Below are 24,828 nucleotides of genomic sequence, written 5' to 3'. Positions count from 1 at the left end.
CAGCCTTGCCGTTCTTAAGAAAAATTATCCTTTCTAAACGTCATGTTTTTTCACTTGTTTTTCTTCTTCATCCCATTCTTCATCTGTCGGTGGGTAGGTCTTTGTTAATGCGAACGATAAGATTAACGCCGCTAATGTTAAAAGCGCAACTACGCTGAATGCCACCACAACACCAAAAATATCAGGGCGGCTGACAGCTTCATAACCCTCTGTAGCTGCGGCAGTTGTTGTCATTACTGTAACAAGCACGGCCGTCCCAACCGATGCACCCAGCTGGCGTATCGTATTTGTTACCGCTGCACCATGAGGAATCAATTTAGGTGGCATTTGATTAAGGCCAGCTGTATTCACAGGCATCATCACCATTGAAAAGCCAAACATTCTGATCGCATACATCGTGGCTAAGTAGCCTAGCGACGTTGTCGTATCAATAAATAAGAGACTAATTGTAGCAAGTGTCATAATGATTAACCCCGGTACAGCTAAAGCTTTTGCACCTACGCGGTCAAAGATTCTTCCTGTAATGGGCGCCATAAGCCCTGTGATAAGCGCGCCTGGAAGCAAGACGAGCCCTGCTTCTGCAGCTGTAAAACCACGCATGTTCTGCATATACATTGGAATAATCGTTTCAAGTACGATTAACCCCATGAAACTAATTGCACAAATAATCACAGATAATGTATAAACTTTGCGCTTTAATACGCGGAATTCTAACATCGGATGCGACATCCGCAATTGCCGCATAATAAAGATAACAATGATTACGCTGCCAAGGGCAAGTGACACTAGAGTTGTAGGTGCTGCCCAACCGAAGTTACCAGCACTTGTGAAGCCGTACAATAAGCCTCCGAAACCTAAAGAAGATAAAATAATTGATATCGGATCAACTTTTGGATGCTTTAATTCTGTCACGTTCCGCATCGCAAAATACGCAATAGCAATCTTAACTAAAGCAAGCGGCAAAATGCCCCAGAACATGATCCGCCAATCAAAATTAGAGGTGATATACCCTGAAAGAACAGGCCCTATCGCAGGTGCAAAAGAAATGACGAGCCCGATATAACCCATGGCTGCTCCACGCTTTTCTACAGGAAAGATTAATAGAAAAACCGTCTGCATTAATGGAAGCATGACACCTGCACCTGCCGACTGAACAGCACGCCCGGTGATTAACACCGAGAAGTTCGGAGCAAGCGCGCAAACGAGCGTACCAAAGGCGAAAACACCCATTGCCGTTAAAAAGATCTGCCGGGTGGTAAATTTCTCAATTAAAAATGCAGATACCGGAATCATAATTCCATTGATCAACATAAAAATTGTCGTTAACCACTGCCCTGTATTTGCTGTGATGTTCATCTCTTCCATAATCGGTGGAATCGCTGTAATCATCAACGTTTGGTTTAATATTGCAATAAACGCGCCGGCAATTAATAGACTTGCAATTAATACGCGACTGTAGTTTTGTGTCTCTGCCATGATTTTACCTCACAATCATCGCCTATACTTTTTCGTGAACCTAAAGACCAATTATACGCCTGCTGATTTGTACTGACAAATTACATAAGTGTTAATTTCACAAACTTGCGATCTACCCTTTAAAATTTTCATTTTTTTCTATAAAATAATAAGTATATTTCGCAAGTCGAAATTTTACAACGTGTCGATAACCGATGTTTATCACTTTTCGACGGACAAACACTGCCTGCATTACTTGTATCATACTTATGGAAGGGTGAATTACTTTGGGAACAACGACAAAAGAAACGTTAACGCGTGCGCACGTTCCAACAGAAGAAACTTGGGATTTAACGGATTTATTTGCAACAGATCAATCTTGGGAGGAAGAGCTTCAAGCGCTTGAAACCGAAGTCGAGAAGGTTACGCGTTTTGCCGGTCAACTAGTGGAAAGTGCAGCTACATTGTACCAAGGTCTTGTTGCGTACGATGAGTTTCGTGCCCGACTGATGTGCATGACTACTTATGCGCATTTAAACCAGTCCGGTGACGGAACCGATCCTGCGCATCAAACTAAAGCTGCCCGCGCTGGTGCTGCTGCAGCAAACTTTAATGCCAGACTTTCGTTTATTTCCTCGGAAATATTACAGTTATCTCATGACGAATTAACTCAGTTTTTCAAAGAAGAACCGCGTTTAGAAGAGTTTCAAAAGATGCTTACAGATTTGCTTGCCTCACGTGAACATAAGCTTGCTCCGGAAACAGAAGAAGTCTTAGCGGCGTTTGGTGATCTCCAGCAGTCACCATTTATGATTTACGAACGGAGTAAATCTTCGGACTTAACATTTCCATCGTTTCAAACGGCTGACCAAACGGAATATCCACTTACCTTTAACACATTCGAATCGTTTGAGGCTTCTGCAGATACTGAAATGCGCCATAAAGCCTACAATACGTTTTACGATACACTTAACCAATACAAACATACGTATGCCGCTACTTTTGCAACAGAAGTAAAAAAACAAGTCACCGAGGCAAAGCTCCGGGGTCATGATTCAGTCACTTCATTTCTACTGTATGATCAAGAAGTAAGCGAAGATATGTATCACCGGCAGCTCGACACCATTTTAACCGAGCTTGCTCCGCACATGCGCCGGCTCGCTAAGTTAAAACAGCGGGTCCTCGGATTAGATGAAATGCATTATGCCGATTTAAAAGTGCCGCTTGATCCGGATTTTTCACCGGCAGTATCATATGACGAAGCTGCAAGTTACATTGAAAATGCCTTGGAAATTATGGGCGAAGAGTACATGAGTATTATTAAAGAAGGGCTCTATAACCGTTGGGTTGATCGAGCGAACAACGTTGGCAAACGCTCCGGCGCTTTTTGCAGCAGTCCATACGGTGTTCATCCTTACATTTTAATGACATGGAATGGCTCCATGGGTGATACCTTTACACTAGCGCATGAGCTTGGACATGCAGCTCATTTTCGCCTTGCCGGTAAAAACCAACGCTTAGCAAATGTTCGTCCTTCACGTTACTTTATCGAGGCGCCGTCGACGATGAATGAAATGCTATTAAGCCGCCACATCCTTGATCAATCGAATGATCCGCGAATGCGCCGGTGGGTCGTTTTGCAATCGCTTGGAACGTATTACCATAACTTTGTCACTCATATTCTTGAAGGCGAACTACAGCGCCGTATTTACGCCTATGCAGATCGAGGAACGCCGGTAACAGCTGAACTTTTATGTAACGAAAAACAAGATGTTCTGCAAACATTTTGGGGAGATGAAGTGAACGTAGATGCACGGGCTGGTTTAACGTGGATGCGGCAGCCCCACTACTATATGGGCTTATATCCATATACGTACTCTGCCGGCCTAACAGCATCAACTGCAGCAAGCCGTCACATTATTGAGGAAGGCGAACCTGCTGTAGAACGGTGGCTAAATTCTTTACGCGCCGGCGGTACAATGAAACCGCTGGATTTAATGCAGCTTAGTGGTGTCGATATGACGACAAAAGAACCGATTCAAGAAGCTGTCGCCTACGTTGGATCTCTTGTTGATGAACTCGAAGCAAGCTTTGCTGACGAATAACGCTTAATGATCACTTCCCAGTGGGATGAAGCCATTCACTCTTTTAAAAAAGCTGAACCGCCCGTGCAATGCGGGCGGTTCAGTGTGTAGACAAACTTTTAAGAAAAGTGAAGGCTGACGTCACTTTTCGACGGACGCTTGCACCCGGAGGGCACAAGTGCGATATCGCTTGATCTCACCGTGTTTTCTTAGCCTCTTGTACCTCCTCCACTGCCTCGGTGGACTATCGCTGCCTGCGGGATTTTCTCACTCGTTGCTCTGTGTAAGCGTCGCCGCCGATGCTCGTCAGCCTTGCATCATTTGATGATCATGAATTGTAGAGATCTTTTTGATCAAGCAATAGCTACATGAATCAATTTCATAATGACTCTTCATCAATGTTAAAACGAACCATATACATTGGAAATGATTGATGATCCGTAAATGTAACAGTGGCCGAAGCGATATACAGCGACTCCCAGAGGATCAAGCCAAGCCCTCGGAAAAGCGCCCGTCTAAAGTGAAAGTTACGTTCATGATTTGGTTTTTAAGGGCGGCTCGTGGAGCTTGGAGTAGTGAGCTGTGCGTGAATTTTAAGTTTTGTACTTTTTCAACGATCAAAGCCGCCCGCGTAATGCGGACGGCTCTGTTTTTTTACCGGGCTTCGATACCGGATTCGATTAACTTGTTAACAACTTGTGGGTTAGCTTTCCCTTTTGTTTCTTTCATCACCTGGCCGACGAGGAACTTAAAGGCTTTGTCTTTACCACCTTTAAAGTCTTCAATGGACTGAGGATTGTTATCAAGAATGTTATCAACAATCTGCTGCAGTTCGCCCTCATCTGAAATTTGTACAAGGCCTTTATCTTCAACGATCTTTTCCGGATCGCCGCCTTTTTCAATTAAATCAGCAAAGACCTGCTTTGCAATTTTACTTGAAATTGTGCCTTTTTCAATCAACTGAATCAGCTTGGCAAGTTCTCCTGGCTGCATTGGCACATCGGTAATTTCGAGATGCTCTGCGTTCAAGTGCGCGTTCACTTCACCCATGAGCCAATTAGCTGCCTGCTTGGCGTCTGCGCCTTGTGCTACCATCTCTTCAAAGTAGTCCGAGATCGCTTTAACCTGTGTCACCACGCCTGCATCATATGCCGGCAGGTTCAAGTCGTGAATGTAGCGCTCCCGGCGGGCATCTGGTAGCTCTGGAATATCTTCGCCAATCGTTTGTTTCCACTCATCATCGACATAAAGCGTTACAAGATCCGGTTCTGGGAAGTAACGGTAATCATCCGACCCTTCTTTCACCCGCATCAGGACCGTTTCTTTTTTTGCATCGTCCCAGCGCCGCGTCTCCTGCAAAATCTCGCCGCCGGAGAGAAGCTCTGCTTCTTGACGCTTTTCCTCGTAAGCAAGTCCTTTTTGCACGTTTGCAAAGGAGTTTAAGTTTTTAAGCTCTGTTTTGACACCGAACTCTTCTTGACCTGCCGGCTTTAAGGAAATGTTCGCATCACAGCGGAGAGAACCTTCTTCCATCTTACAGTCAGATACTTCTGTGTACTGTAAAATAGCTTTCAATTTTTCAAGATACGCATACGCTTCTTCAGGACTTTCAATATCCGGCTCAGAAACAATTTCAATTAACGGCGTACCTACACGGTTGAAGTCAACAAGGGAGTGGCCTCCATCTTCATCGTGAGTTAGCTTACCGGCATCCTCTTCCATATGAATTCGGGTAATACCGATGTTTTTCTTTTTCCCGTTCACTTCAATTTCAATTGAGCCGTTTTCTGCAATCGGCTTATCGAATTGCGATATCTGATAAGCTTTCGGGTTATCTGGATAAAAGTAATTCTTCCGATCAAATTTCGTTTCTTCAGCAATGTCACAGTTTGTAGCTAAACCTGCTTTGATCGCATACTCCACCGCTCGTTTGTTCAATACCGGCAATACACCTGGATGACCGAGACAAACTGGGCATGTCTGCGTATTTGGCGGAGCGCCAAACGCTGTGGAGCAGGAGCAGAAGATTTTTGTATTCGTCTTTAATTCGGCATGGACTTCTAAGCCAATGACTGTATCAAATTTCATTCTTTATGTCCCCCCTTACAGCACTGGTTGTGCTTTTGCATGTTCTGTGGCTTGTTCATAAGCATGCGCGACTTTGTAAACTGTCCGCTCATCAAACGGTTTACCGATAATCTGCAAACCGACTGGCAGGCCATGGGAGAAACCACACGGCACAGAGATCGCAGGTACACCGGCAAGGTTTACCGGAATTGTTAAGATATCGTTGGCATACATTGTTAAAGGATCATCAATGTTCTCGCCGATCTTAAAGGCGGTTGTCGGTGCCGTAGGCCCGATAATCACATCATACTGCTGTAGAACATTGTCAAAGTCTTCCTTAATCAAGGTTCGTACTTGCTGTGCTTTTTTATAATACGCATCATAATAGCCTGAGCTAAGCGCAAAAGTACCTAGCATAATGCGGCGCTTTACTTCGTCTCCGAGGCCTTCGCTCCGCGTCTTTTTATACATCTCAATCAAATCATTACGGGCATCGTGGCGCACACCGTAGCGGACACCGTCAAAGCGGGCCAAGTTGGCCGATGCTTCAGAAGAAGCGATCAAATAGTACGCAGCCACCGCATATTGTGAATGCGGGAGAGAAACCTCTTCCCAAGTTGCTCCAAGCTTTTCAAGTTCGCGCAGAGCATTGGAAACGTGAGCGCGGACGTCTTCATTTACGCCTTCGCCAAGGTATTCTTTTGGTACAGCAATTTTCATGCCTTTCACGTCGCCGCCAAGTGCTTCAACATAGTTCGGTACATCCATATTGGCAGAGGTGGAATCGCGGTTATCAAAACCTGCAATCTGCTGGAGAACGTGAGCATTATCTTCTACACTGCGTGTTAATGGGCCGATTTGGTCGAGCGAGGATGCAAAAGCTACTAATCCAAAACGAGATACGCGACTGTAGGTCGGTTTCATGCCAACAACGCCGCAGTAAGCTGCCGGCTCACGGATCGAGCCGCCAGTATCTGAACCAAGGGCAAATGTGACTTCTCCGGCTGCGACTGCTGCTGCAGAGCCGCCGCTTGACCCTCCCGGTACATAATCCAAATGCCATGGGTTACGTGCCGCAATGAAGCCGGAGTTTTCATTGGAAGAACCCATCGCAAATTCATCCATGTTTAATTTCCCTACCGATACAGATTCAGCTGCATCGAGTTTTTCCATCACTGTAGCGTGATGTACCGGCGTAAAGTTTTCAAGCAGTTTACTCGCACAAGTTGTACGCACCCCGCGGGTGATGATGTTATCTTTAATACCGGCTGGCAGGCCGAAAAGTGCGCCTTTACCGCCATCAACACCGATTTTTTCATCGAGCTTTTTCGCCTGTGCCCGGGCTTCATCTTCGTTGACTGTAAGAAATGCGTGCACTTGGCCGTCAACTTCATTGATCCGGTTCAGGGAAGCATCAACCAGTTCTGAAACACTGATTTCACGGTTTTCAAGCTTTGTATGTAAAGATGCAAAGCTTTCTTTTATTAATGACATACGGTTCCCTCCTTTAATCTAAGACGGATGGTACTTTCACTTGACCGTCTTCGGACTCTGGTGCATTACCAAGCGCTTGTTCACGCTCGATTGATGGTTTATTTTCATCTTCACGAAGTACATTACGGATATCAATAACGTGTGTTGTTGGTTCAACATTTGTCGTATCCAGTTCATTTAATTGCTCTGCGTAACCAATAATTGCATCAAGTTTATTCGTGAAATCATCAATTTCATCTTCACCAATTTCGAGACGTGCAAGATGAGCTACGTGTTCAACCTGCTCTTTTGTAATCATAACGTCACCTCCATCGTTTAATAATGCGACTTTATTTATAAGCGCGTATCATTTTCCAATACTACGATGATACCAAATGAGCCTTCACTGTGGCAAAGAGAGTTATCGAAGAACGTGCATTTCTGCTTCTTCGTTCGGTTCTTTAATAATTAAAGCTTCCGTTCCATCATCCGAGGTGATCTCTACTTCAATATCCACTTCCTGTGGATAGCGATCCAGTAAGTTTACGACATATTGTGCAAACGACATCACCTCTGTTTTGCTATGAAAGCGGATCGGAATCTCCTTTGTCATTTCTTGAAGCGTTTCGTTTTGATAACGCCCTACACCGGTTACACCAACGTAATCTTCAAAAAACTCATTCACTTCATCTTTAAACTCACTGAAGCGGTCAGAATCACCAATATTTTCGGCTTCTGTTTCACTTGAGGGGAACAAATAATAGGCTTCATTTTTTGTTTCCCAGCTGCCGATGTCAGCTTCTGGCGGCGCAGTTGCTGTCGCTAAAAAGGAACCTGGTACGGCTGCATCGCGCGGACTTTCTCTGTATATTGCGAATGTTACCGGGACCTTATCAAGCTTTCCCTCTTCCCGCGCTTCATTGCGCAGGCGCTCAAGAACTTCCTCTGCAATTTCCTGCCCTTGTTCAATGCTTACTTCTTCTGGAATCTCTTCTTCATACCAAGGACCAAACGTACCGTCGTCTAGCTGCTCACGAAAATAATACGCCTCATTCATGGATAAGCCAATCACAACCCCGCCAAGCTGCAGCGCGCCTTCATCGTTTTCTACGACGTAATTATGCTCCATAATATGCGATAATACACGCGGACTGCTCCGCTGCTGTTCTTCAAAGTCTTCACCTTCACCTAATGCCGGGTTTAACCCCTCAACATCTGTTGAAGGATCGCCGTCGTCTTCTTCATCCGTCTGGCGCACGAGCCAGCTGTTTAATTCTTCGCGCTCAATGTATTGACCTTCTCTAAAATAATACGTTTCCGGCGAGTATTCTTCAGAAGCAACCTCCATCAACCCGGTCTCTAAACGTTCAAGGTCCATCCGGTTATTCATGACTGCGGTACTGAAGCCGCGGGCATTACCGTGAATATACTGTCCATCCTGGAGCACGGTACGATATTCATTGTCAAGCGCTGGTATTTCCGGACTTAACTCCACATCTTGTTCTTCAGTTTCTTCTTCCTCTTCTTCAAGCTCTACCGCTTCTTCATCTTCTTCTAAAAAATCAAGGCAACCGCTCAAAAACAAAAGCGGTACCCCCGCCAGCAGCCAACGTTTTTTCATCTTTTTTCTCCTCTCTATGCCGGCTGAAGCTTAACGCTTAAAGGTCAAACTGGGCTGCAAGCTCTGTCTCACCCCACACTTTAATGCCGAGCTCTTCAGCTTTTTCCAACTTAGAACCGGCGTCTTCTCCTGCGATTAATAAATCCGTATTTTTGCTGACGCTTCCGGTGACTTTTCCCCCACCTGCTTCAATGCGGGCTTTTACATCCGGCCGCGACCAGTTTTCAAGCTTTCCGGTGATAACAACGGTCATTCCGGCAAACGTATCGTCCGCTTCACCTTCTGTTTCCGTCTGATACGTCATGTTTAACCCAAGCCGGCGTAGTTCTTGAATGACCATCTGCACATCCGGATTGGCAAAGTAATGTACAACTGCATCCGCCATTTTATCACCAATATCGTAGATGGCGGTCAACTCTTCATAAGTTGCTTTTTCAAGCCGTTCCATCGTACCAAACTGCTCAGCTAACGTCTGTGCGCCTTTAGAACCGACAAACCGGATTCCGAGCCCAAATAATAAGCGATCAAGCGGATTATCTTTTGAAGCTTCAATGGCACGTAAAAGGTTGCTTACGGATTTTTCCCCCATACGCTCGAGCTGCAGTAAGGATTCTCGTTCAAGCTTATATACATCCGGTATGCCATTTACAAGCTGATTTTTAAAGAGTTGTTCAATTACCTTTTCGCCTAAGCCATCGATATTCATAGCGTCCCGGGAAACGAAGTGAATCAAGGTTTCTTTCATTTGTGCCGGACACTCCGGGTTCACACAGCGTAGCACAACTTCGCCTTCGATCCGCACGAGTTCACTTTCGCACTCCGGACAATGTTTTGGCATATGAAACAGGGTTTCTGTACCTGTACGTAAATCATCAAGTACGCGCACCACTTCAGGAATAATGTCGCCTGCTTTTTTGATCACAACTTGATCTCCGATACGAATATCCTTCTCACGGATTAAATCTTCATTATGAAGCGATGCTCGCGCTACAGTGGTCCCTGCAACTTGAACAGGTTCAAGATGAGCGGTAGGAGTGACAGCCCCTGTACGGCCGACAGAAAGTTCGATATGAGTCAGTGTAGTCACCACTTCTTCTGCCGGAAATTTATAAGCGATTGCCCAACGCGGGCTTTTTGCCGTAAAGCCGAGCGTTTTCTGCTGAGCAATGCTATCAACTTTAACAACGATGCCATCGATTTCGTACTGCACCCCGCTGCGCTTTTCCACCCACGCATTCACATACGTCAGCACATCTTCGATCGTTGGGCAGTGCTTGTTTTCTGGGTTTGTCTTTAAGCCGAGATCTTTCATATAAGTGAGCGCCTCATGATGACTTGTAATCCCGGCAGCTTCATCATTACCAATGGCATAACAGAAAATATCCAAATTCCGCTGCGCTGCAATTTTCGGGTCGAGCTGCCGGAGCGAGCCGGCAGCAGCATTACGCGGATTGGCAAATGGCGCTTCGCCGGCGGCTTCTTTTTCTTCATTAAGTTTTTCAAAGGAACCCTGCGGCATAAACACTTCACCACGAACTTCTAAATCCACCGGCTCATTTAAACGCAGTGGAATTGAGCCTACCGTTTTTAAGTTGTTCGTAATATCTTCTCCGACCCGGCCGTCACCCCGGGTTGCCCCGCGGACGAACCGGCCGTCTTCATACGTGAGTGAAACCGCCAGCCCGTCAATCTTAAGCTCACAGTTGTAGGATACTTCTCCTTCCACACCGCCCTGCACACGACGGTCAAAATCGCGGAGCTCCTGCTCATTAAAAGCATTGCCTAAACTAAGCATCGGCGTATCATGCGCCACTTTTTCAAATTGCTCGAGCGGCGCACCGCCGACACGAACAGATGGTGAATCTGACGTTTGAAGCTGTGGATGAGCCTGCTCAAGCTCTAACAGTTCACGCATCAACGCATCGTACTCATCATCAGATACTTTCGGTGCATCGAGCACGTGATAATGGTAGTTATAGGACTCAAGCAATTCACGCAGTTTTTCAATCCGTACAGCTGCTTCTTTCTGCTTCATGATCGTTTCGTCCTTTCCTTACTCTGTCGATGTTTCTTTTGTAATCGGGGCAAACTTGGCGTATAGACGTTTGACACCTTCTGTTGGGAAGGCGATATCAAGCTCTAAATCTTCGCCTTCACCTTTTGTGCTTACCACGGTGCCTGTTCCCCACTTTTTATGAACTGCCCGGTCGCCTACCTGCCAGTCGAAGCTTGCACCACCTGTATTAACGGCCGCCTGCGGCTGCTTTGTATTCCGCTGTTTCGGCGCCTGTGCAATCGTTTGACCGCCGTGGTTACGTCCGGCAGTTTCAATATACACCTCCGGAATCTCACTAATGAAGCGGGATGGCGGGTTCGTCTGCAGTTTTCCAAACATCCGGCGCATATTGGCCCGCGTGATATGGAGGTGTTTTTCCGCCCGGGTAATACCGACATAAGCAAGCCGGCGTTCTTCTTCCATTTCCGTGTCATCAGCAAGCGAACGGCTGTGCGGAAAAATGCCTTCCTCTGCACCGAGCAGAAAGACGACCGGAAACTCTAAACCTTTCGCTGCGTGGAGCGTCATCATTGTCACTTTATCCTCGTCTGCTGCTTCATCACTTTCGTTAATATCCGAGACAAGCGCAAGATCCGTAAGAAAAGCGATGAGCGTTTTATCATCCTGACGTTTTTCAAACTCCTGGGCGACTGTGACGAATTCTTCAATGTTTTCAAGCCGGCTCGCAGATTCAAGCGACTGATCTTCACGGAGCATGTCCCGGTAACCTGTCCGGTCAATTAACTGCTCTAAAATTTCGGTCACCGACAAGTACTCCTGCATCTGTACCCACTGTTCAAGCTGTTCTGCAAAAGCAATCATCTGTTTCGCCGCACGGGCTGATACCCCGGTCTGGTCTGCTTCTTTCACTGCGGTAAATAGAGAAATCCCATTTTGGTCTGCGTATGCTGCAACCTTGTCCATTGTCGTTGCCCCAACCCCGCGCTTTGGCACGTTAATAATACGCTGCAGGCTGATGTCGTCTTCCGGATTGGCTACAAGCCGCAAGTACGCAAGGATATCTTTAATCTCTTTACGGTCATAGAATTTCGTTCCGCCGATCATTTGATACGCAATGTTTGATTTATTGAACATTTCCTCAATCACACGAGACTGCGCATTCGTCCGGTAAAGCACAGCAGCATCTTGATAGCCGAATTCCCCTTCGCGAACGCCACGTTTTAGCTCATCAATAATATAAAACGCTTCTTCACGTTCATCAGCTGCTTCATAAACATGAATCCCTTTTCCTTCCGGGTTATCTGTCCACAATTCTTTTGGTTTACGGCCTTGGTTATTTTTAATGACTTCGTTGGCTGCATTTAAAATCGTCTGGGTCGAGCGGTAATTCTGCTCAAGCAGAATGGCTTTTGCATCACTGTAGTCTTCTTCAAACGATAAAATGTTCGCAATGTCTGCGCCGCGCCATTTATAAATCGATTGGTCGGAGTCACCAACAACACACAAGTTCCGGTGCGCTTCTGCAAGCAGGTTCACAAGAATATATTGAGCTTTGTTCGTATCTTGATACTCATCTACGTGAATGTATTGAAATTTCCGCTGATAATAATGAAGCACTTCCGGCACCTGACGGAACAGCTGAATCGTAATCATAATTAAATCGTCAAAATCGAGGGCGTGATTGCCTTTTAACCGCTTTTGGTAAGCTGCATACACATCAGCCGCAACTTCCTGGAATGGGCCCTCGGCTTCCTTCGCAAAATCAGAAGGTGTTTTCAACTCGTTTTTCGCCGAACTAATCGCACCGAGAATCGCGCGGGGCTCGAACTTTTTAGGGTCAATGTTCTGTTCTTTTAACACCTGCTTAATGACTGTCTGCTGGTCTGATGCATCTAAAATAGAGAAATTCCGGTTATAGCCGATTCGGTCAATGTCGCGCCGGAGAATCCGTACGCACATAGAGTGAAATGTAGAAACCCAGAGGCTGTCGGCAGTACCGCCGATGAGCTGCTCAGCACGCTCCCGCATTTCACGCGCGGCTTTATTTGTAAAAGTAATCGCTAAAATGTTGTACGGCGGGACCCCTTTTTCCCGGATCATATAAGCAATCCGGTGCGTGAGTACCCGCGTTTTTCCACTACCAGCGCCTGCCATAATTAAGAGCGGACCTTCTGTATGCATGACCGCAGCCTTTTGTTCTTCATTTAAACCAGCTAACAGCTGTTCAACCATTCGTTTCTGCACGACGCAACCACCTCTATGTTTTACGCTTCATCACTGGGCTGAAGCGTAGAATTTTTCTTAAATCTACTGTAAACAAGCCGATGTAACTTCAACGTAAATACTGCTAAATTAACTTTGTGCTTTAACCGCGTTAACTGTAGCAATGGCTTCACGGAAATTGTCATAAAGCGCATTACCGACAACAATCGTATCTGCAATACCGCTCATTTCTTTTGCTTCTGCTTCATTTGTTATGCCGCCGCCGTAAAAAAGCTGGGTTTTTTCAAGACCGCGTTTCGCTGCTTGAACAACTTCAGTTTCACCGTACATGCCGCTGTATTCCACATAAAACAGCGGAAGCCGGAACACTTTTTCAGCTAACCGGGCATATGCCTCAACATCTTCAGCAGTTTGATCGGTTTTTGCCCCGGTCAGCATAGCAGCTTTTGCTTCTGGATTTAAAATACAGTATCCTTCACCGACCACTTCTTCATGATCCATGAGCGGACCAAAAGCCTTTAATGCCTGCTGATGCATCCCTGTGATCCACATCGGGTCTTTTGCGTTAAGTACCGAGGGGATAAAGTACGCATCAAACCCCGGTGTGACTGCTTCTGGATTTGATACTTCACACACACACGGCACTGCATAACGGCGCACCGATGCAAGGAGACGGAGTGTATCATCGAGGGTGACATTGTCACTACCGCCGATTATGACGGCGTCTGTACCTGATTCGCATACGGCTTCAAGTTCAGCTTCATTTAATGTTTTTGCAGGATCTAATTTAAACACATGCCGCCACGTTGACATATCAATCATCGTCTTTTCCTCCATAAGACAAACCACCACTGTGTCCCGTGAAGACCGGTGCTTCGTCTGTTTCGTTTTCTACGGTTCATCTGCAAACTTCAACCATTAATTATAGCAGATAAACCCCCATTCATCGATGTTAGCCCTGTTTTGAATTTAACAGCGTATATTTTCATAAACCTGCAAAAACGTGCTAAGATATACGAAATTATAAGATCGGGGGTAAACGGCATGACGCACGCACATGATTCACACCTGGAGCGGCAGATCAAAGCAGCGAGCGGAGAAATCCCAGCAGACTGTGTTATTAAAAACGCTGTCTTTGCCGATGTCTTTAACCGAACGTGGGAACGCGGGGATATTGCCATTCAGGATGGCAATATAGCCGGCATCGGAACTTTTAGCGGTCGTCACGAAGTCGATGCCAAAGGCTACCTCTTAGCCCCGGGGTGGATTGACGGCCACGTACATATTGAATCCTCAATGGTGACACCGGCTGAATTTGCGAAAGCTGTACTGCCACAAGGGGTTACTACAGTCATTACCGACCCACACGAAATCGCCAATGTGAGCGGCACCGAAGGTATTGATTTTATGATCAACGAAAGCCGCAAAGTTCCGCTTGATATTAAGTTTATGCTTCCATCAAGCGTCCCGGCTGCACCGCTTGAAGATAACGGCAGCCGCCTCGATGCTGTCGACCTCATGCCGTATTATGATACAGACGAAGTGCTCGGCCTTGCTGAAGTGATGGATTACCCGGCTGTCGCGCAGACAAACCCGGATATGATGAAAAAACTTGATGACGCAAGCAGGAGAAACCGTCCGATTGACGGGCATGCTGCCGGCCTTTCAGATGAGCATTTAAACGTTTATGCAGCCGCGGGTATCCGGAGCGATCATGAAGCTGTCACCTATGAAGAAGGACGGGCACGCTTGCTTCGCGGGATGTATTTAATGCTGCGTGAAGGCTCCGGCGCTAAAGACGTCCGAGCGCTTTTGCCACTTGTGCATGAAGGGAATGCCCACCGTTGTTTATTTGTGACAGATGACAAACATATGGATGAAATTTTACAAAAAGGGAGTATTGGTGAAAATATTCGAATTGCGGTGGCAGAAGGTGTCGCTCCCATCACGGCGCTTGCTATGGCAAGCCTGCACGCAGCTGAATGCTTTCAAATGCACCATAAAGGAGCGATTGCACCAGGAAGAGATGCAGACTTTGTTTGGCTGACTGACCTTGAGAGCTTCAGCCCGGCAAAAACATGGGTGAAAGGAAAAGAGGTCGCAGCTGATCACACGTATACCGGCCCTGCTTTCCAGCCGCCAGCACCGCCTAAATCTCTTGCGGGGAGTGTACACAGCTGCAACTTAAATCAAGATCATCTTGACATTCCCATTCGGAACAACGAAGCAAAGGCAAGGGTGATGGGCGTTAGCCCTGGATCAATTATGACAAGTCATTCGATTGAGTCCGTACCCGTAGAGAACGAGCTTTTCACCCCAGGTAATGGCTTTAACAAATTAATCAGCACCGCCCGTCACCGTTCGGACAATAAAACCGCTGCTGGTATTGTGAAAGGGTTGGGCACGATTGACGGCGCTGTCGCCTCTACAATCGCACACGATGCGCATAACGTCATCGCCTGCGGCTCAAATGATACCGATATTGCTTTAGCTGTTGAAACACTTAACGAACTGCAAGGCGGTATCGCTATTACACAAGATGGCACTGTTCTTTTTACACTGCCGCTGCCGATCAGCGGTTTGCTCTCCGATCGCTCTAGTGAAGAAGTTGCGCATAAGCTCGAAGCGATGCAGCAGCCGCTCGCAGATATAGGTTTTACCGGCAATTTTGACCCAATCATTGCACTATCATTTTTGTCGCTGCCTGTGATTCCTGAATTAAAATTGACGGTGCAAGGACTATACGACGTTACCGCACAGCAACTTGTTTCTGTAGATCCTTACCGGAACTCGGAGCAGTAAGCTGTACATGAACTTCAAGTTTTTTACTATGTCATCAGTCTGAGGAAAGTTTATTTACCCCGCATCAGCTGTCACTTTTTTATTTCTCCCACGTAAGCTTAAAAGAGATGAAGGCTTAAAGTACGCTTGATTCCTTAAGCTGGGGAGGGTTTATAAATGATCAATTTTCATTCATTCAGCGGGGTTGTTACAGGAATTCATGATTTTTTGATCACCCCTGATGATCAGACAGGTTGTTATCAACTTCTATCCGTTCAAGACGGTGCGAATTCAATTGTAAATTTTGTTGTTTCCCCGTCCACTTACATTGTCGAACGTGACAGGATCTCTGTCGGTGATTGGATTACAGGTTATTACGATGCGAATGCACCTGTACCGTTAATTTACCCACCGCAGTACCGCGCTTTAGTTATCGTGAGAGAAAGCCCTGTTCGAAACGTGAAAGTTGACGCTTTTGATTCACATCTCGTCAGCCAAGACAAAAGCTTAAAATTACATCTTGCACCCTGCACAAAACGCTCATTAACGAACGGGCTGGCATTTACAAAATCGCCTGCGAATCGGGATCTAGTTGTTATTTACGGCCCATCTACAAAAAGCATTCCCGCCCAAACCACACCGTTTGAAGTCATTGTCTTATGTTTATGAAAAAAACGCCTGTGAAGTTGGATATCACTTCACAGGCGTTTTATATATTATGAACCTTCACTTTTTCGACGTTCGGCTGCACGGGATAAAGCCATATCATAACTTTCATTGCCGTAATTTAACGAGCGCTTTACACGTGAAATTGTAGCCGTACTGGCTCCAGTTTCCGTTTCAATCTTATGATACGTACTGCCTTCTTTCAACATACGAGCTACTTCCAACCGCTGGGCGAGGGACTGAATTTCATTGATTGTGCACAAGTCTTCAAAAAAACGATAACATTCTTCAATATCTTCAAGCGATAAAACCGCATGAAACAGCTGATCAAGCTCTGGTCCGCGAAGCTTATCAATTTGCACGGCGCTCACCTCTTCTCTTTATAAATCCAATATTATAGTGATTCTTCGTCTGTAATTTCCACAACTTCTCCAAGCGGCGCATTTAAAACGTTAACCCATGTTTGACCTGGCGCAAGCGGCACTTCTTCACCTTCAACAGCTGGGACCAGCCGACCGTCTTGATTGATCCAGTCCACATCGTACATTTCACCACCGCGCAGTAAATAACCGCGACCGCCTTCTTGTAAAGAGATGTCTCTGCGTCCTTCATCATCAATAACGTTATGAGACGCACTCATAATAAAAATATTCTCTGCACCGATTCGTTCAGATGTCCGTTCATCCACCGTTTCATCCCCATCACTTGAACGCATATACGCCTCTTCTGTTTCATCAAACGTATAAGTCACATTGTATTGCCCTTGTGGGTATGTGATCTCTGCTTCAAAAGCCTCTGAACTGCTTACATCCGGCTCATCTTCAGAAAACGATAGCGAGTTAATGGCACGCTCCTGCTCAATACCTTCTTCTCTAATTCCTTCTTCTAAATGGTCAGCAGAGATGTAGGAGTTATGCGGCGCCTGACGGTGGGCTTCACGCTCAAATAACGTTCCTTCATAATGAAGGCCGTTTAAAGAAGGGATCTCGCCTGCTCCAAGCCGGCTTAAAGCACTTGGACTCCCGCCATGAGTTACAAAGACGCTGTCAAAGCCGCGGGCTACATCAATATGATAATCGCGGGCACTGCGAACCGGTCCAAAAACTTCCGGCCATTCGCTTTGATACAAAGCGACCATCCTCGTTACTTCTCCTTCAGCGAGCATTTCATATACGACATCCGCTTGATTTAAACCACTCTGCGGGCGGGCATCTGGATGATTGTTAATCGTAACAGCCACTGGACGTTCAGCTGCAGCCTCTTCGTTATCTGCCGGTAAGCCTGTGAGTGGATACTCATACTCAGATGAATCATCTTCAACTGTGTCTTCTGTGATTTCAGAAGGGTCATCGCGAACTTCCAAGTTTGACGCACCAGAAGCTGCCTCTTCCGCTTCAGTTTGATCCTCATCTTCACTACATGCCGTCAGCAAAAGCGCGAAAGCAGCAGGTATTATAAAAAATCGCTTCATCCTTCGTGCCACCTTTACTTTACTTTCTCACGTTACTATTTTAACGCATTATTGAAGGAAAGAGTACTGTTTTTTTATGCACATCATAAATTCCTTCCTGCGTCACCCGAATGTAAGGAAGATGTGTAGAAGCAAAGAACAACAAGCTGTACACCGGATCGTCGTGCGGATATCCACGTTCTTTCAGCAGTTCGTTTAAAGCTTTGTGTTTTGCAATCACGTCTTCCATAAACTGATCAGCCATAATGCCAAACAACGGAAGCGGCAGCTCATACACCACATCGCTTTGTTCAGCGAGCACCATACCTCCGCCAAGTTCTTTGAGCCGCTGAAAAGCTCGTTTCATTTCTTCTTTACACTTTCCGATTAACACAACATCTCCTGTGTTTGAAAAGGTTGTCGCAAACCCTTCAATATCGGTATCGAAGCCTTTAATTAACGTATTAATCCGCCAATGGCCATGCTTATCAATCATGACAAAAAAGCTTTCATTTCTACCAGCAGGCATCCGATCCTGTGTTACATCTGTTGCTACTTGATATGGCTTTAAAATGACGGAGTTCACAAGTTCAATCCCGAGCGGCATCGAAAAGTGAAAGTCCTCATCTTGCACATCCCAGTCAAAACGGGAAGGCTGCACCCCAAAATCCTCCCAAGGAAAAGCAGCCGGAAACGAGTTATTTGCTGCCGGACCATGCACCCACGCCCCTTTTGCGAGAACCGCTTCCGGTTGTGGTTCTTCTACAGAAGAAAGGATGTTCAAATGAGCGATCCGTCCAGGTGCAATTAAACCATGGGTATCATCAATGCCGTAATAGCGCGCCGGGTTGTAGCTTGCCATTTCATACGCTGCAATCGGCGGTACACCTTCTTCTAACGCGATCTTGATTAGCGCATCCATGACCCCGTCTTCATAAAACGCCGGTGTCGATCCATCCGTATTTAAAAGAAGACGACTGTAATCGTTAATCTCAGCTTCTTGAATTTCACGAAGCAGCCGGCGTAAGTCCGGTCGGATGGAAGAATGACGCAGCGAAGTGACTAAACCGGCATCGAGCCTGCGGATCACTTCCTCACCTGTCATAGCTTCATGATCAGCTGTGACGCCTGTTAACACCATCTGCGCCAATGTTTTTTCTGATGCACCAGGCAAGTGCCCTTCAATTGGTTTATACTCCCGTCGCGCTTCGAGCATCCAGTGCAGCAGTGTATCATCACCTGTCAGCATTTTCGGCCAAGCCGTCATTTCCCCGGCTTGTAAAACGAGCGGGTGCTCAAGCCACGCCTTCATCTGCGATGGCGCAAATAAATAATTTTCATGCTTTAACTCTGTCTGTGGATCGAGCCGCGCCCACCAATACATCGATGCTGGAAAGCGGTCAAGTTCTTCAATTAACGTAAGCGCTTTCTTTTTTTCTAAATTTAAAAAATAGAATAAATTATCACTCAATAATGTTGTCGTGCCACGTGCAGATGCATATTCCGCAAACGACAGGGGATTATATAACTGAAACGGGTGGACGTGATGCTCCATATAGCCGGGAACGACGACTTTACCGCTGCAGTCGATTACTTCAGTTTCATCCATGTTCTTAGGAAGTTCACTGCCGACATAAGCGATCCGGTCCCCGCTGATCCAAATATGAGCTTCACTCCACACTTTGCGGGCGCTATTTAAATATACGGCGTTTTTTAAAACTTTGGTTGGTGCAACCTCACTGCGCACAACGTCTAACTGCCTGCGTACTTCTTTTTTTGTCCATCGATCTTTACGACTTGCCATTCGGCTCACCTGCTTTATTTTCATGATCAAGCTTCTTCATTGAAGTGTCGTCAATGAAGGCAATTGTTATTTTATCACAATTCGCACTGTAGGTCTTTACAATGCGAAAGCGTTGAGAACATCTTAACATTTATCCAACCCTCAAGAAAGGAGACTTGTTATGAAACCTAACATCGGAATCATGAATGCTTTAATGCGTACCGGCTGTGGTGTAGCTATGCTTGCTTTAAGTTCTGCCGGCTTGGTGCGCCATCGTTGGAACTTAATTCACGTGCTGATTGCTTTTTTGGCTGGCGTTAAAATGGCCAGTGGTTTTCATAGATACTGCCCATTGACAGCTGTTTTCAAGCAGTCTAAACAAAATTCAGCATCTTCTCCTCCAGTTGAAGATACAACGCTATCACTTGAAGAAATTTAAAACCACCGGATTCATGTCCGGTGGCAACCTGAAAATTATTTTGAGACAAACATTTGCTCGTTCGATGGATTATCTTCGTTTGATTGCGCACAAAGCGTCATTATGAAACCAAAAGCCGGCGGCATTATCCCGCCGGCTGATTCTACATAAAGGAGGCGTTAATATGTCATCTGCATGGATTTTAGAACGGGGCACAGATTTAGGGTTTGTTTACGCCATGATCATCGGTGTTGTTATTGTTCTGCTTCTCGTTTGGCTGAAGCGGCAGCGATAGCTTTATAACCAATGTCCTCTCGGTAAAAAAGCCCCGGCGTTTGAAGCGGCGTTAAAGCTTCATACACTTTTGTTTGCGCCGCCTGTAGGTTTTCTGCTTCAGCAGCCGCTAAAAGCACCCGTCCGCCGGCTGTATAAAACATACCATCTTCTTCAGCTACACCAGCCCAGAAGGCATGAATGTCTTCAGGAAAATTGATTCCTGTTAGCACAACTCCTTTATCATACGTCCCTGGATAACCGACTGACGCAAGCACCACCCCAAGCACCGCCCGCTCGTGCCAAGTGAGCTTTGGTGTTTCGCCGTTTAGGAGCTCCATCACCGCTTGCGCGAGATCTGATGCAAGCCGCGGGAGGACAACTTGTGTTTCCGGATCACCAAAACGAGCATTAAATTCAATCACTTTCGGCCCGTCAGCGGTCATCATTAAGCCTGCATACAACACGCCAGTAAACGGACGGCCTTCAGAAGCAAGCGCATCTGCTGCCGGCTGCAGTACATCCTTTTTCACCGCAGCCAGGTCCGCTTCATCAAACTGCGGTACTGGAGAGTACGCGCCCATACCGCCGGTGTTTGGTCCAACGTCCCCATCATAAGCACGTTTATGGTCCTGTGCTTCAGCAAGCGGAACCACGGTTTGGCCGTTCACAAGCGCCATCACCGACAATTCCTCACCTTCTAAATACTCTTCAAGCACAACCTGCGTACCAGAGGCGCCAAACTTCCCTTCTAAAAGCACATCAGCTAACGCACTTTCTGCCTCGGCTTCAGTCATTGCAACTGTCACCCCTTTGCCGGCAGCTATTCCATCTGCTTTAACGACAATCGGCGCACCTTGCTGTTTTACATACGCAACGGCTTCATCATAGTTATCAAATACGTCATAATATCCAGTCGGAATGTCGTAGCGGAACATGAGCTCTTTGGCATACGATTTACTACCTTCAATTTGAGCCGCTGCCTCAGATGGTGCAAACACACTGAAGCCACGTGCACTGAACTGATCACTTAATCCTGCAGTTAACTCATCTTCAGGACCGATAATGACTAAATCAACCGAACGGGCTTCTGCTGCGGCAAGCAGTGCCTCCCGGTCCTTTGTGTCAATCCCTAAAACGACCGCCACATCCGTCATGCCTGGATTTCCCGGGGAGACAAACACGTGGTGATGATGTTTTGCGCAGGCTGCTGCCACCGCATGCTCGCGGCCGCCGGCGCCAATAACGAGAATATTCATCGCCGCTTCCTCCTTTAATGCTTAAAGTGGCGCATGCCGGTAAAGACCATGGCGATACCGTGCTCATTTGCTGCCTGAATCGACTCCTCATCACGGATCGATCCACCTGGCTGGATGATGGCACGAACGCCGGCCCCTGCTGCGGTTTCTACTGTATCTTTCATCGGAAAGAAAGCATCAGAGGCCATCACGCTGTTGCGGGCTTCAGTGCCGGCAGCTTCAATAGCAATACCGGCCGAGCCGACCCGGTTCATCTGCCCGGCTCCAACACCTGTTGTCTGTTCGTTTTTCGCAAGGACGATGGCGTTTGATTTTACGTGTTTCACCGCTTTCCAAGCGAGTTCAAGGTCGCGCCACTCTTCTTCATCAGGCTCGCGTTCGGTCGCGACGGAGAGTTCCACATCACTTAAGCTGCCTGTATCTTCATCCTGCACGAGCAGACCGCCGTGGATGGAAGTTAAACGCTTTTCTGTTTGTGCTGATGCTTGCACAGGTACTTCAAGCAGGCGTAAATTCTTTTTCGTTGTTAACACTTGCACCGCCTCTTCAGTAAAGCCTGGTGCAATGATCACTTCTAAAAAGATATCTTTCAGCTGCACCGCAAGCGTCTCATCAACTTCTTCATTAAATGCAGTGATTCCGCCGAAAATGGAGACTGGATCGGCTTGATATGTTTTATCAAACGCTTCATATACGTTTTCACCTGAAGCAATCCCGCACGGGTTCATATGCTTAACTGCAACAGCGGACGGCTTCGTAAATTCTTTAATGACCGCAAGCGCTGCTTCTGCATCGTTAATGTTGTTGTAGGAAAGCTCTTTACCGTGCAGCTGCTTTGCATTTGCAATAGAGGAAGCGCCTGCTCCCGGCTTCCGGTAAAATGCCGCCTGCTGGTGCGGGTTTTCGCCGTAGCGTAAACCTTGCACTTTCTCAAACGTTGCCGTGTAAGATTCAGGGGCCGTTTCTTCAGCTTGTTCGGTCATGTATTGACTAATTAATGCATCATAACCTGCTGTATGACGAAATACTTTTGCCGCAAGCTTCTGCCGCGTTGCTGCTGACGTTGCACCGTTTTCTTTCAATTCAGCAGCAACAACCTCATAATCTGCCGGATCAGTCACTACTGTAACGTCTGCATGGTTTTTGGCCGCTGCGCGCAGCATGGACGGGCCGCCAATATCAATGTTTTCGATGGCGTCGCTGTAGCTGCTCTCTGGATTTTCAATCGTTGCTCGAAACGGATACAAATTCACAACGACCAAGTCTATGTAGTTGATACCTGCCTCGCTTAGCGCAGCTTCATGTGCCGCTTCCTCACGCTTTGCAAGCAGGCCGCCGTGAATGTTTGGGTGAAGGGTTTTGACACGCCCTTCTAAAATTTCCGGAAACCCGGTCACTTCATCAACGCCTGTCACACTCAACCCTTCTGCTTCAAGGGCGCGCTTTGTACCACCCGTTGAAATAAGCTCGACCCCTTGTTCATATAATGCTTTGGCAAACGGTACTAACCCGGTTTTATCAGATACACTAAGCAATGCTCGACGAATCGTCATACTCCCACTCGCTTTCTCTCTTCTTGAATAAGTTGTGCTGCAGTCTTTGGGTAGAGTTCATGTTCCGCCTGTTGAATGCGTGCTGTAACATCCGTTAACGTATCACCTTCATCAATAGGAACAGGGGTTTGTGCAATAATCGGACCTGTATCAATGCCTGCATCAACAAAATGAACTGTCGCACCGCTCACTTTCACACCGTGAGCGACGGCCTGTCCAATCGCATCTTTGCCGGGAAACGCCGGCAGCAAGGACGGATGGATATTGACCATCCGGCCGGGGTATGCCGTGAGCAGTACCTCACCTGCGATCCGCATATATCCGGCCAAAAAGAGCCAGTCGACGTCCCTTTGTTTCAACTCGTGCACTACCGCTTCTTCAAAGGCCGCTTTCGTTTCATACGTTTTCGGCTGAAATGCTGCGACCGGCACCCCGTAACGCGCCGCTCGCTCGCACACGCCGGCATTTGGCTTGTCTGTGACAACGAGCGCCGCTTCAGCCGGTATGATACCTGCTTCTGCTGCTTTCATGAGCGCTTCAGCGTTAGAGCCGCTGCCTGAGGCTAGTATGGCAAAGCGTGTCATACGTGATCCACTCCTTGAATACGAACTCCCGGCTCATTCGTCACAGTCCCGATTACGGCTGCAGTTTCCCCGGCATCTGTTAGTGCCTGAATGGCTGCTGCTGCGTCATCTTCCTTAACAATGACAGCTGCGCCGATGCCCATATTAAACGCGTGATACATATCCTGCTCGGTGAGGCCGCCTGTCTCGCGCAGGAGCTGATACACCGCCGGCGCTTCCCAACGCGCCAGATCCAGTGAAGCACCTACGTCCTCCGGCAGCATACGCGGCACATTTTCATACAAGCCGCCGCCGGTAATATGCGCCATGCCGCGGATATCGACAGCTTGTCGGAGCCTTTGCAACGAGGCGGCATAAATTTTAGTCGGCTCCAGCAATTCTTCACCTAACGGACGCTCAAGCGGCGCATACACTTCATCAAGCTTCAGCCCCTGCTCTTCAAGGAGACACTTGCGCACAAGCGAAAATCCATTACTATGCAGGCCGGATGACGCCACGCCGATCACTGCATCCCCTTGTTCAGCTGCAGGTGGGGTCTGCACGACATGCTTTTCTGCTGCACCGACTGAAAACCCTGCAATATCATATTCTGCTGGTGCGTACATGCCTGGCATTTCCGCCGTCTCTCCACCGACAAGGGCACAGCCGGCTTCAACACAACCGTCAGCGATGCCGTGGACAATGGAGGAAACTTTTTCCGGCGATAGCTCACCGCAGGCAATGTAATCGAGGAAAAAGAGCGGCTCTGCTCCCTGAACGGCGATATCATTTACACACATCGCGACTGCATCTTTGCCGATTGTATCATGTTTGTCCATCTGAAAAGCGAGTTTCAGCTTTGTACCGACGCCGTCTGTGCCAGAGACAAGGACCGGCGCGTCATATGGGAGCTCGGAAATATCAAACAATCCGCCAAATCCTCCTAAGCCGCTGAGCACTTCCGGGCGCTCTGTCCGTTTCACATGTGCCGCCATCCGGCGTACTGCTTCATACCCTGAAGCGACATCCACCCCGGCCGCTTGATACGCATCACTCATTCAAGACGCTCCTTTTTTCAATTTAGCGCGCTGATTTACGCGCGGCTCTCGCTGCTTTATGCGCGGCCCACGCCGTTTTGTGCG

Annotated in this window: 20 protein-coding genes; 5 read left to right on the top strand and 15 right to left on the bottom strand. The window is 47.2% G+C overall.

Annotated features, from left to right (window positions below):
- Positions 1-33: 33 nt before the first annotated feature.
- On the bottom strand, positions 34-1,476 hold the full coding sequence (locus B0H94_RS06195) for an MDR family MFS transporter (protein WP_106588376.1): 1,443 nt from the start codon (positions 1,474-1,476) through the stop codon (positions 34-36).
- A gap of 266 nt (positions 1,477-1,742) precedes the next feature.
- On the opposite strand from B0H94_RS06195, the gene pepF reads away from it, so the two are divergent.
- Positions 1,743-3,560, top strand: coding sequence for an oligoendopeptidase F (pepF, locus tag B0H94_RS06190; RefSeq protein WP_106588375.1), 1,818 nt, complete (start codon positions 1,743-1,745; stop codon positions 3,558-3,560).
- Positions 3,561-4,193: 633 nt separating this feature from the next.
- Here the strand turns inward: pepF and gatB are convergent.
- From gatB to pcrB, 7 genes are all read right to left on the bottom strand, one after another.
- Positions 4,194-5,627 (bottom strand): Asp-tRNA(Asn)/Glu-tRNA(Gln) amidotransferase subunit GatB, encoded by a 1,434-nt coding sequence (gene gatB / locus B0H94_RS06185; protein WP_106588374.1) that lies wholly within the window; start codon positions 5,625-5,627, stop codon positions 4,194-4,196.
- 15 nt (positions 5,628-5,642) lie between these two features.
- On the bottom strand, positions 5,643-7,100 hold the full coding sequence (gene gatA / locus B0H94_RS06180; protein WP_106588373.1) for an Asp-tRNA(Asn)/Glu-tRNA(Gln) amidotransferase subunit GatA: 1,458 nt from the start codon (positions 7,098-7,100) through the stop codon (positions 5,643-5,645).
- Between the two features lie 13 nt (positions 7,101-7,113).
- Complete coding sequence (gatC, locus tag B0H94_RS06175; RefSeq protein ID WP_106588372.1) at positions 7,114-7,398, bottom strand: Asp-tRNA(Asn)/Glu-tRNA(Gln) amidotransferase subunit GatC; 285 nt, start codon at positions 7,396-7,398, stop codon at positions 7,114-7,116.
- Positions 7,399-7,500: 102 nt separating this feature from the next.
- Positions 7,501-8,700 carry a CamS family sex pheromone protein gene (locus B0H94_RS06170; protein ID WP_106588371.1) on the bottom strand — a complete coding sequence of 400 codons (1,200 nt, stop codon included), beginning with the start codon at positions 8,698-8,700 and terminating at the stop codon, positions 7,501-7,503.
- A 37-nt stretch (positions 8,701-8,737) separates the two neighbouring features.
- On the bottom strand, positions 8,738-10,735 hold the full coding sequence (gene ligA, locus B0H94_RS06165) for an NAD-dependent DNA ligase LigA (protein WP_106588370.1): 1,998 nt from the start codon (positions 10,733-10,735) through the stop codon (positions 8,738-8,740).
- A gap of 18 nt (positions 10,736-10,753) precedes the next feature.
- Positions 10,754-12,949 carry a DNA helicase PcrA gene (gene pcrA / locus B0H94_RS06160; protein ID WP_106588428.1) on the bottom strand — a complete coding sequence of 732 codons (2,196 nt, stop codon included), beginning with the start codon at positions 12,947-12,949 and terminating at the stop codon, positions 10,754-10,756.
- A gap of 120 nt (positions 12,950-13,069) precedes the next feature.
- A complete protein-coding gene (gene pcrB, locus B0H94_RS06155) occupies positions 13,070-13,762 on the bottom strand; it encodes a heptaprenylglyceryl phosphate synthase (protein WP_106588427.1) in 693 nt (230 codons plus the stop codon).
- A 222-nt stretch (positions 13,763-13,984) separates the two neighbouring features.
- Between pcrB and ade the strand changes: the two genes are divergently transcribed.
- A complete protein-coding gene (ade, locus tag B0H94_RS06150) occupies positions 13,985-15,742 on the top strand; it encodes an adenine deaminase (RefSeq protein WP_106588369.1) in 1,758 nt (585 codons plus the stop codon).
- 156 nt (positions 15,743-15,898) lie between these two features.
- On the top strand, positions 15,899-16,390 hold the full coding sequence (locus B0H94_RS06145; protein ID WP_106588368.1) for a hypothetical protein: 492 nt from the start codon (positions 15,899-15,901) through the stop codon (positions 16,388-16,390).
- A gap of 47 nt (positions 16,391-16,437) precedes the next feature.
- Here the strand turns inward: B0H94_RS06145 and B0H94_RS06140 are convergent, their stop codons facing one another.
- The 3 genes from B0H94_RS06140 to B0H94_RS06130 are packed head-to-tail and all read right to left on the bottom strand — an operon-like array spanning position 16,438 to position 19,641.
- On the bottom strand, positions 16,438-16,749 hold the full coding sequence (locus tag B0H94_RS06140; RefSeq protein WP_106588367.1) for a YerC/YecD family TrpR-related protein: 312 nt from the start codon (positions 16,747-16,749) through the stop codon (positions 16,438-16,440).
- A gap of 32 nt (positions 16,750-16,781) precedes the next feature.
- Positions 16,782-17,858: a DUF3048 domain-containing protein gene (locus B0H94_RS06135; RefSeq protein WP_106588366.1), complete on the bottom strand. Its 1,077-nt coding sequence runs from the start codon at positions 17,856-17,858 to the stop codon at positions 16,782-16,784.
- A gap of 40 nt (positions 17,859-17,898) precedes the next feature.
- The gene (locus B0H94_RS06130; protein ID WP_106588365.1) at positions 17,899-19,641 is read right to left on the bottom strand and encodes an adenine deaminase C-terminal domain-containing protein; all 1,743 of its coding nucleotides are present in this window, start codon (positions 19,639-19,641) and stop codon (positions 17,899-17,901) included.
- 160 nt (positions 19,642-19,801) lie between these two features.
- Here B0H94_RS06130 and B0H94_RS06125 point away from each other — a divergent pair, with 160 nt between their 5' ends.
- Both B0H94_RS06125 and B0H94_RS15450 read left to right on the top strand, forming a co-directional pair.
- Positions 19,802-20,059: a YgaP family membrane protein gene (locus tag B0H94_RS06125; RefSeq protein WP_106588364.1), complete on the top strand. Its 258-nt coding sequence runs from the start codon at positions 19,802-19,804 to the stop codon at positions 20,057-20,059.
- A gap of 163 nt (positions 20,060-20,222) precedes the next feature.
- A complete protein-coding gene (locus B0H94_RS15450) occupies positions 20,223-20,333 on the top strand; it encodes an EYxxD motif small membrane protein (RefSeq protein WP_345789033.1) in 111 nt (36 codons plus the stop codon).
- Here B0H94_RS15450 and purD read toward each other — a convergent pair.
- From purD to purM, 4 genes are read right to left on the bottom strand one after another with little or no spacing between them, the layout of a single operon-like run.
- The gene (gene purD / locus B0H94_RS06120; protein WP_106588363.1) at positions 20,293-21,570 is read right to left on the bottom strand and encodes a phosphoribosylamine--glycine ligase; all 1,278 of its coding nucleotides are present in this window, start codon (positions 21,568-21,570) and stop codon (positions 20,293-20,295) included. The two genes, B0H94_RS15450 and purD, sit on opposite strands and share 41 nt — an antisense overlap.
- Before the next feature lie 14 nt (positions 21,571-21,584).
- Positions 21,585-23,123 (bottom strand): bifunctional phosphoribosylaminoimidazolecarboxamide formyltransferase/IMP cyclohydrolase, encoded by a 1,539-nt coding sequence (purH, locus tag B0H94_RS06115; protein WP_106588362.1) that lies wholly within the window; start codon positions 23,121-23,123, stop codon positions 21,585-21,587.
- Complete coding sequence (gene purN / locus B0H94_RS06110; protein ID WP_106588361.1) at positions 23,120-23,707, bottom strand: phosphoribosylglycinamide formyltransferase; 588 nt, start codon at positions 23,705-23,707, stop codon at positions 23,120-23,122. Before purN ends, purH begins: the two co-directional genes overlap by 4 nt.
- Positions 23,704-24,744 (bottom strand): phosphoribosylformylglycinamidine cyclo-ligase, encoded by a 1,041-nt coding sequence (purM, locus tag B0H94_RS06105; protein ID WP_106588360.1) that lies wholly within the window; start codon positions 24,742-24,744, stop codon positions 23,704-23,706. The genes purN and purM overlap by 4 nt, the downstream gene beginning before the upstream one ends.
- Positions 24,745-24,828: the final 84 nt, after the last annotated feature.

The organism is Salsuginibacillus halophilus (assembly GCF_003014715.1).
Lineage (GTDB): Bacteria > Bacillota > Bacilli > Bacillales > Marinococcaceae > Salsuginibacillus > Salsuginibacillus halophilus.
Note: the sequence above shows the minus strand (reverse complement) of the source record. Positions and strands in the feature narration are given on the sequence as shown.

Coding starts and splice junctions, on each gene's coding strand:
- B0H94_RS06130 (WP_106588365.1), bottom strand. CDS start 19,641: ATGGCAAGTCGTAAAGATCGATGGACAAAAAAAGAAGTACGCAGGCAG.
- gatC (WP_106588372.1), bottom strand. CDS start 7,398: ATGATTACAAAAGAGCAGGTTGAACACGTAGCTCATCTTGCACGTCTC.
- purN (WP_106588361.1), bottom strand. CDS start 23,707: ATGACACGCTTTGCCATACTAGCCTCAGGCAGCGGCTCTAACGCTGAA.
- B0H94_RS15450 (WP_345789033.1), top strand. CDS start 20,223: ATGTCATCTGCATGGATTTTAGAACGGGGCACAGATTTAGGGTTTGTT.
- B0H94_RS06195 (WP_106588376.1), bottom strand. CDS start 1,476: ATGGCAGAGACACAAAACTACAGTCGCGTATTAATTGCAAGTCTATTA.
- purH (WP_106588362.1), bottom strand. CDS start 23,123: ATGACGATTCGTCGAGCATTGCTTAGTGTATCTGATAAAACCGGGTTA.
- B0H94_RS06170 (WP_106588371.1), bottom strand. CDS start 8,700: ATGAAAAAACGTTGGCTGCTGGCGGGGGTACCGCTTTTGTTTTTGAGC.
- ligA (WP_106588370.1), bottom strand. CDS start 10,735: ATGAAGCAGAAAGAAGCAGCTGTACGGATTGAAAAACTGCGTGAATTG.
- pcrA (WP_106588428.1), bottom strand. CDS start 12,949: ATGGTTGAACAGCTGTTAGCTGGTTTAAATGAAGAACAAAAGGCTGCG.
- B0H94_RS06135 (WP_106588366.1), bottom strand. CDS start 17,858: ATGAAGCGATTTTTTATAATACCTGCTGCTTTCGCGCTTTTGCTGACG.
- B0H94_RS06125 (WP_106588364.1), top strand. CDS start 19,802: ATGAAACCTAACATCGGAATCATGAATGCTTTAATGCGTACCGGCTGT.
- purM (WP_106588360.1), bottom strand. CDS start 24,744: ATGAGTGATGCGTATCAAGCGGCCGGGGTGGATGTCGCTTCAGGGTAT.
- pcrB (WP_106588427.1), bottom strand. CDS start 13,762: ATGATTGATATGTCAACGTGGCGGCATGTGTTTAAATTAGATCCTGCA.
- gatB (WP_106588374.1), bottom strand. CDS start 5,627: ATGAAATTTGATACAGTCATTGGCTTAGAAGTCCATGCCGAATTAAAG.
- B0H94_RS06145 (WP_106588368.1), top strand. CDS start 15,899: ATGATCAATTTTCATTCATTCAGCGGGGTTGTTACAGGAATTCATGAT.
- purD (WP_106588363.1), bottom strand. CDS start 21,570: ATGAATATTCTCGTTATTGGCGCCGGCGGCCGCGAGCATGCGGTGGCA.
- ade (WP_106588369.1), top strand. CDS start 13,985: ATGACGCACGCACATGATTCACACCTGGAGCGGCAGATCAAAGCAGCG.
- gatA (WP_106588373.1), bottom strand. CDS start 7,100: ATGTCATTAATAAAAGAAAGCTTTGCATCTTTACATACAAAGCTTGAA.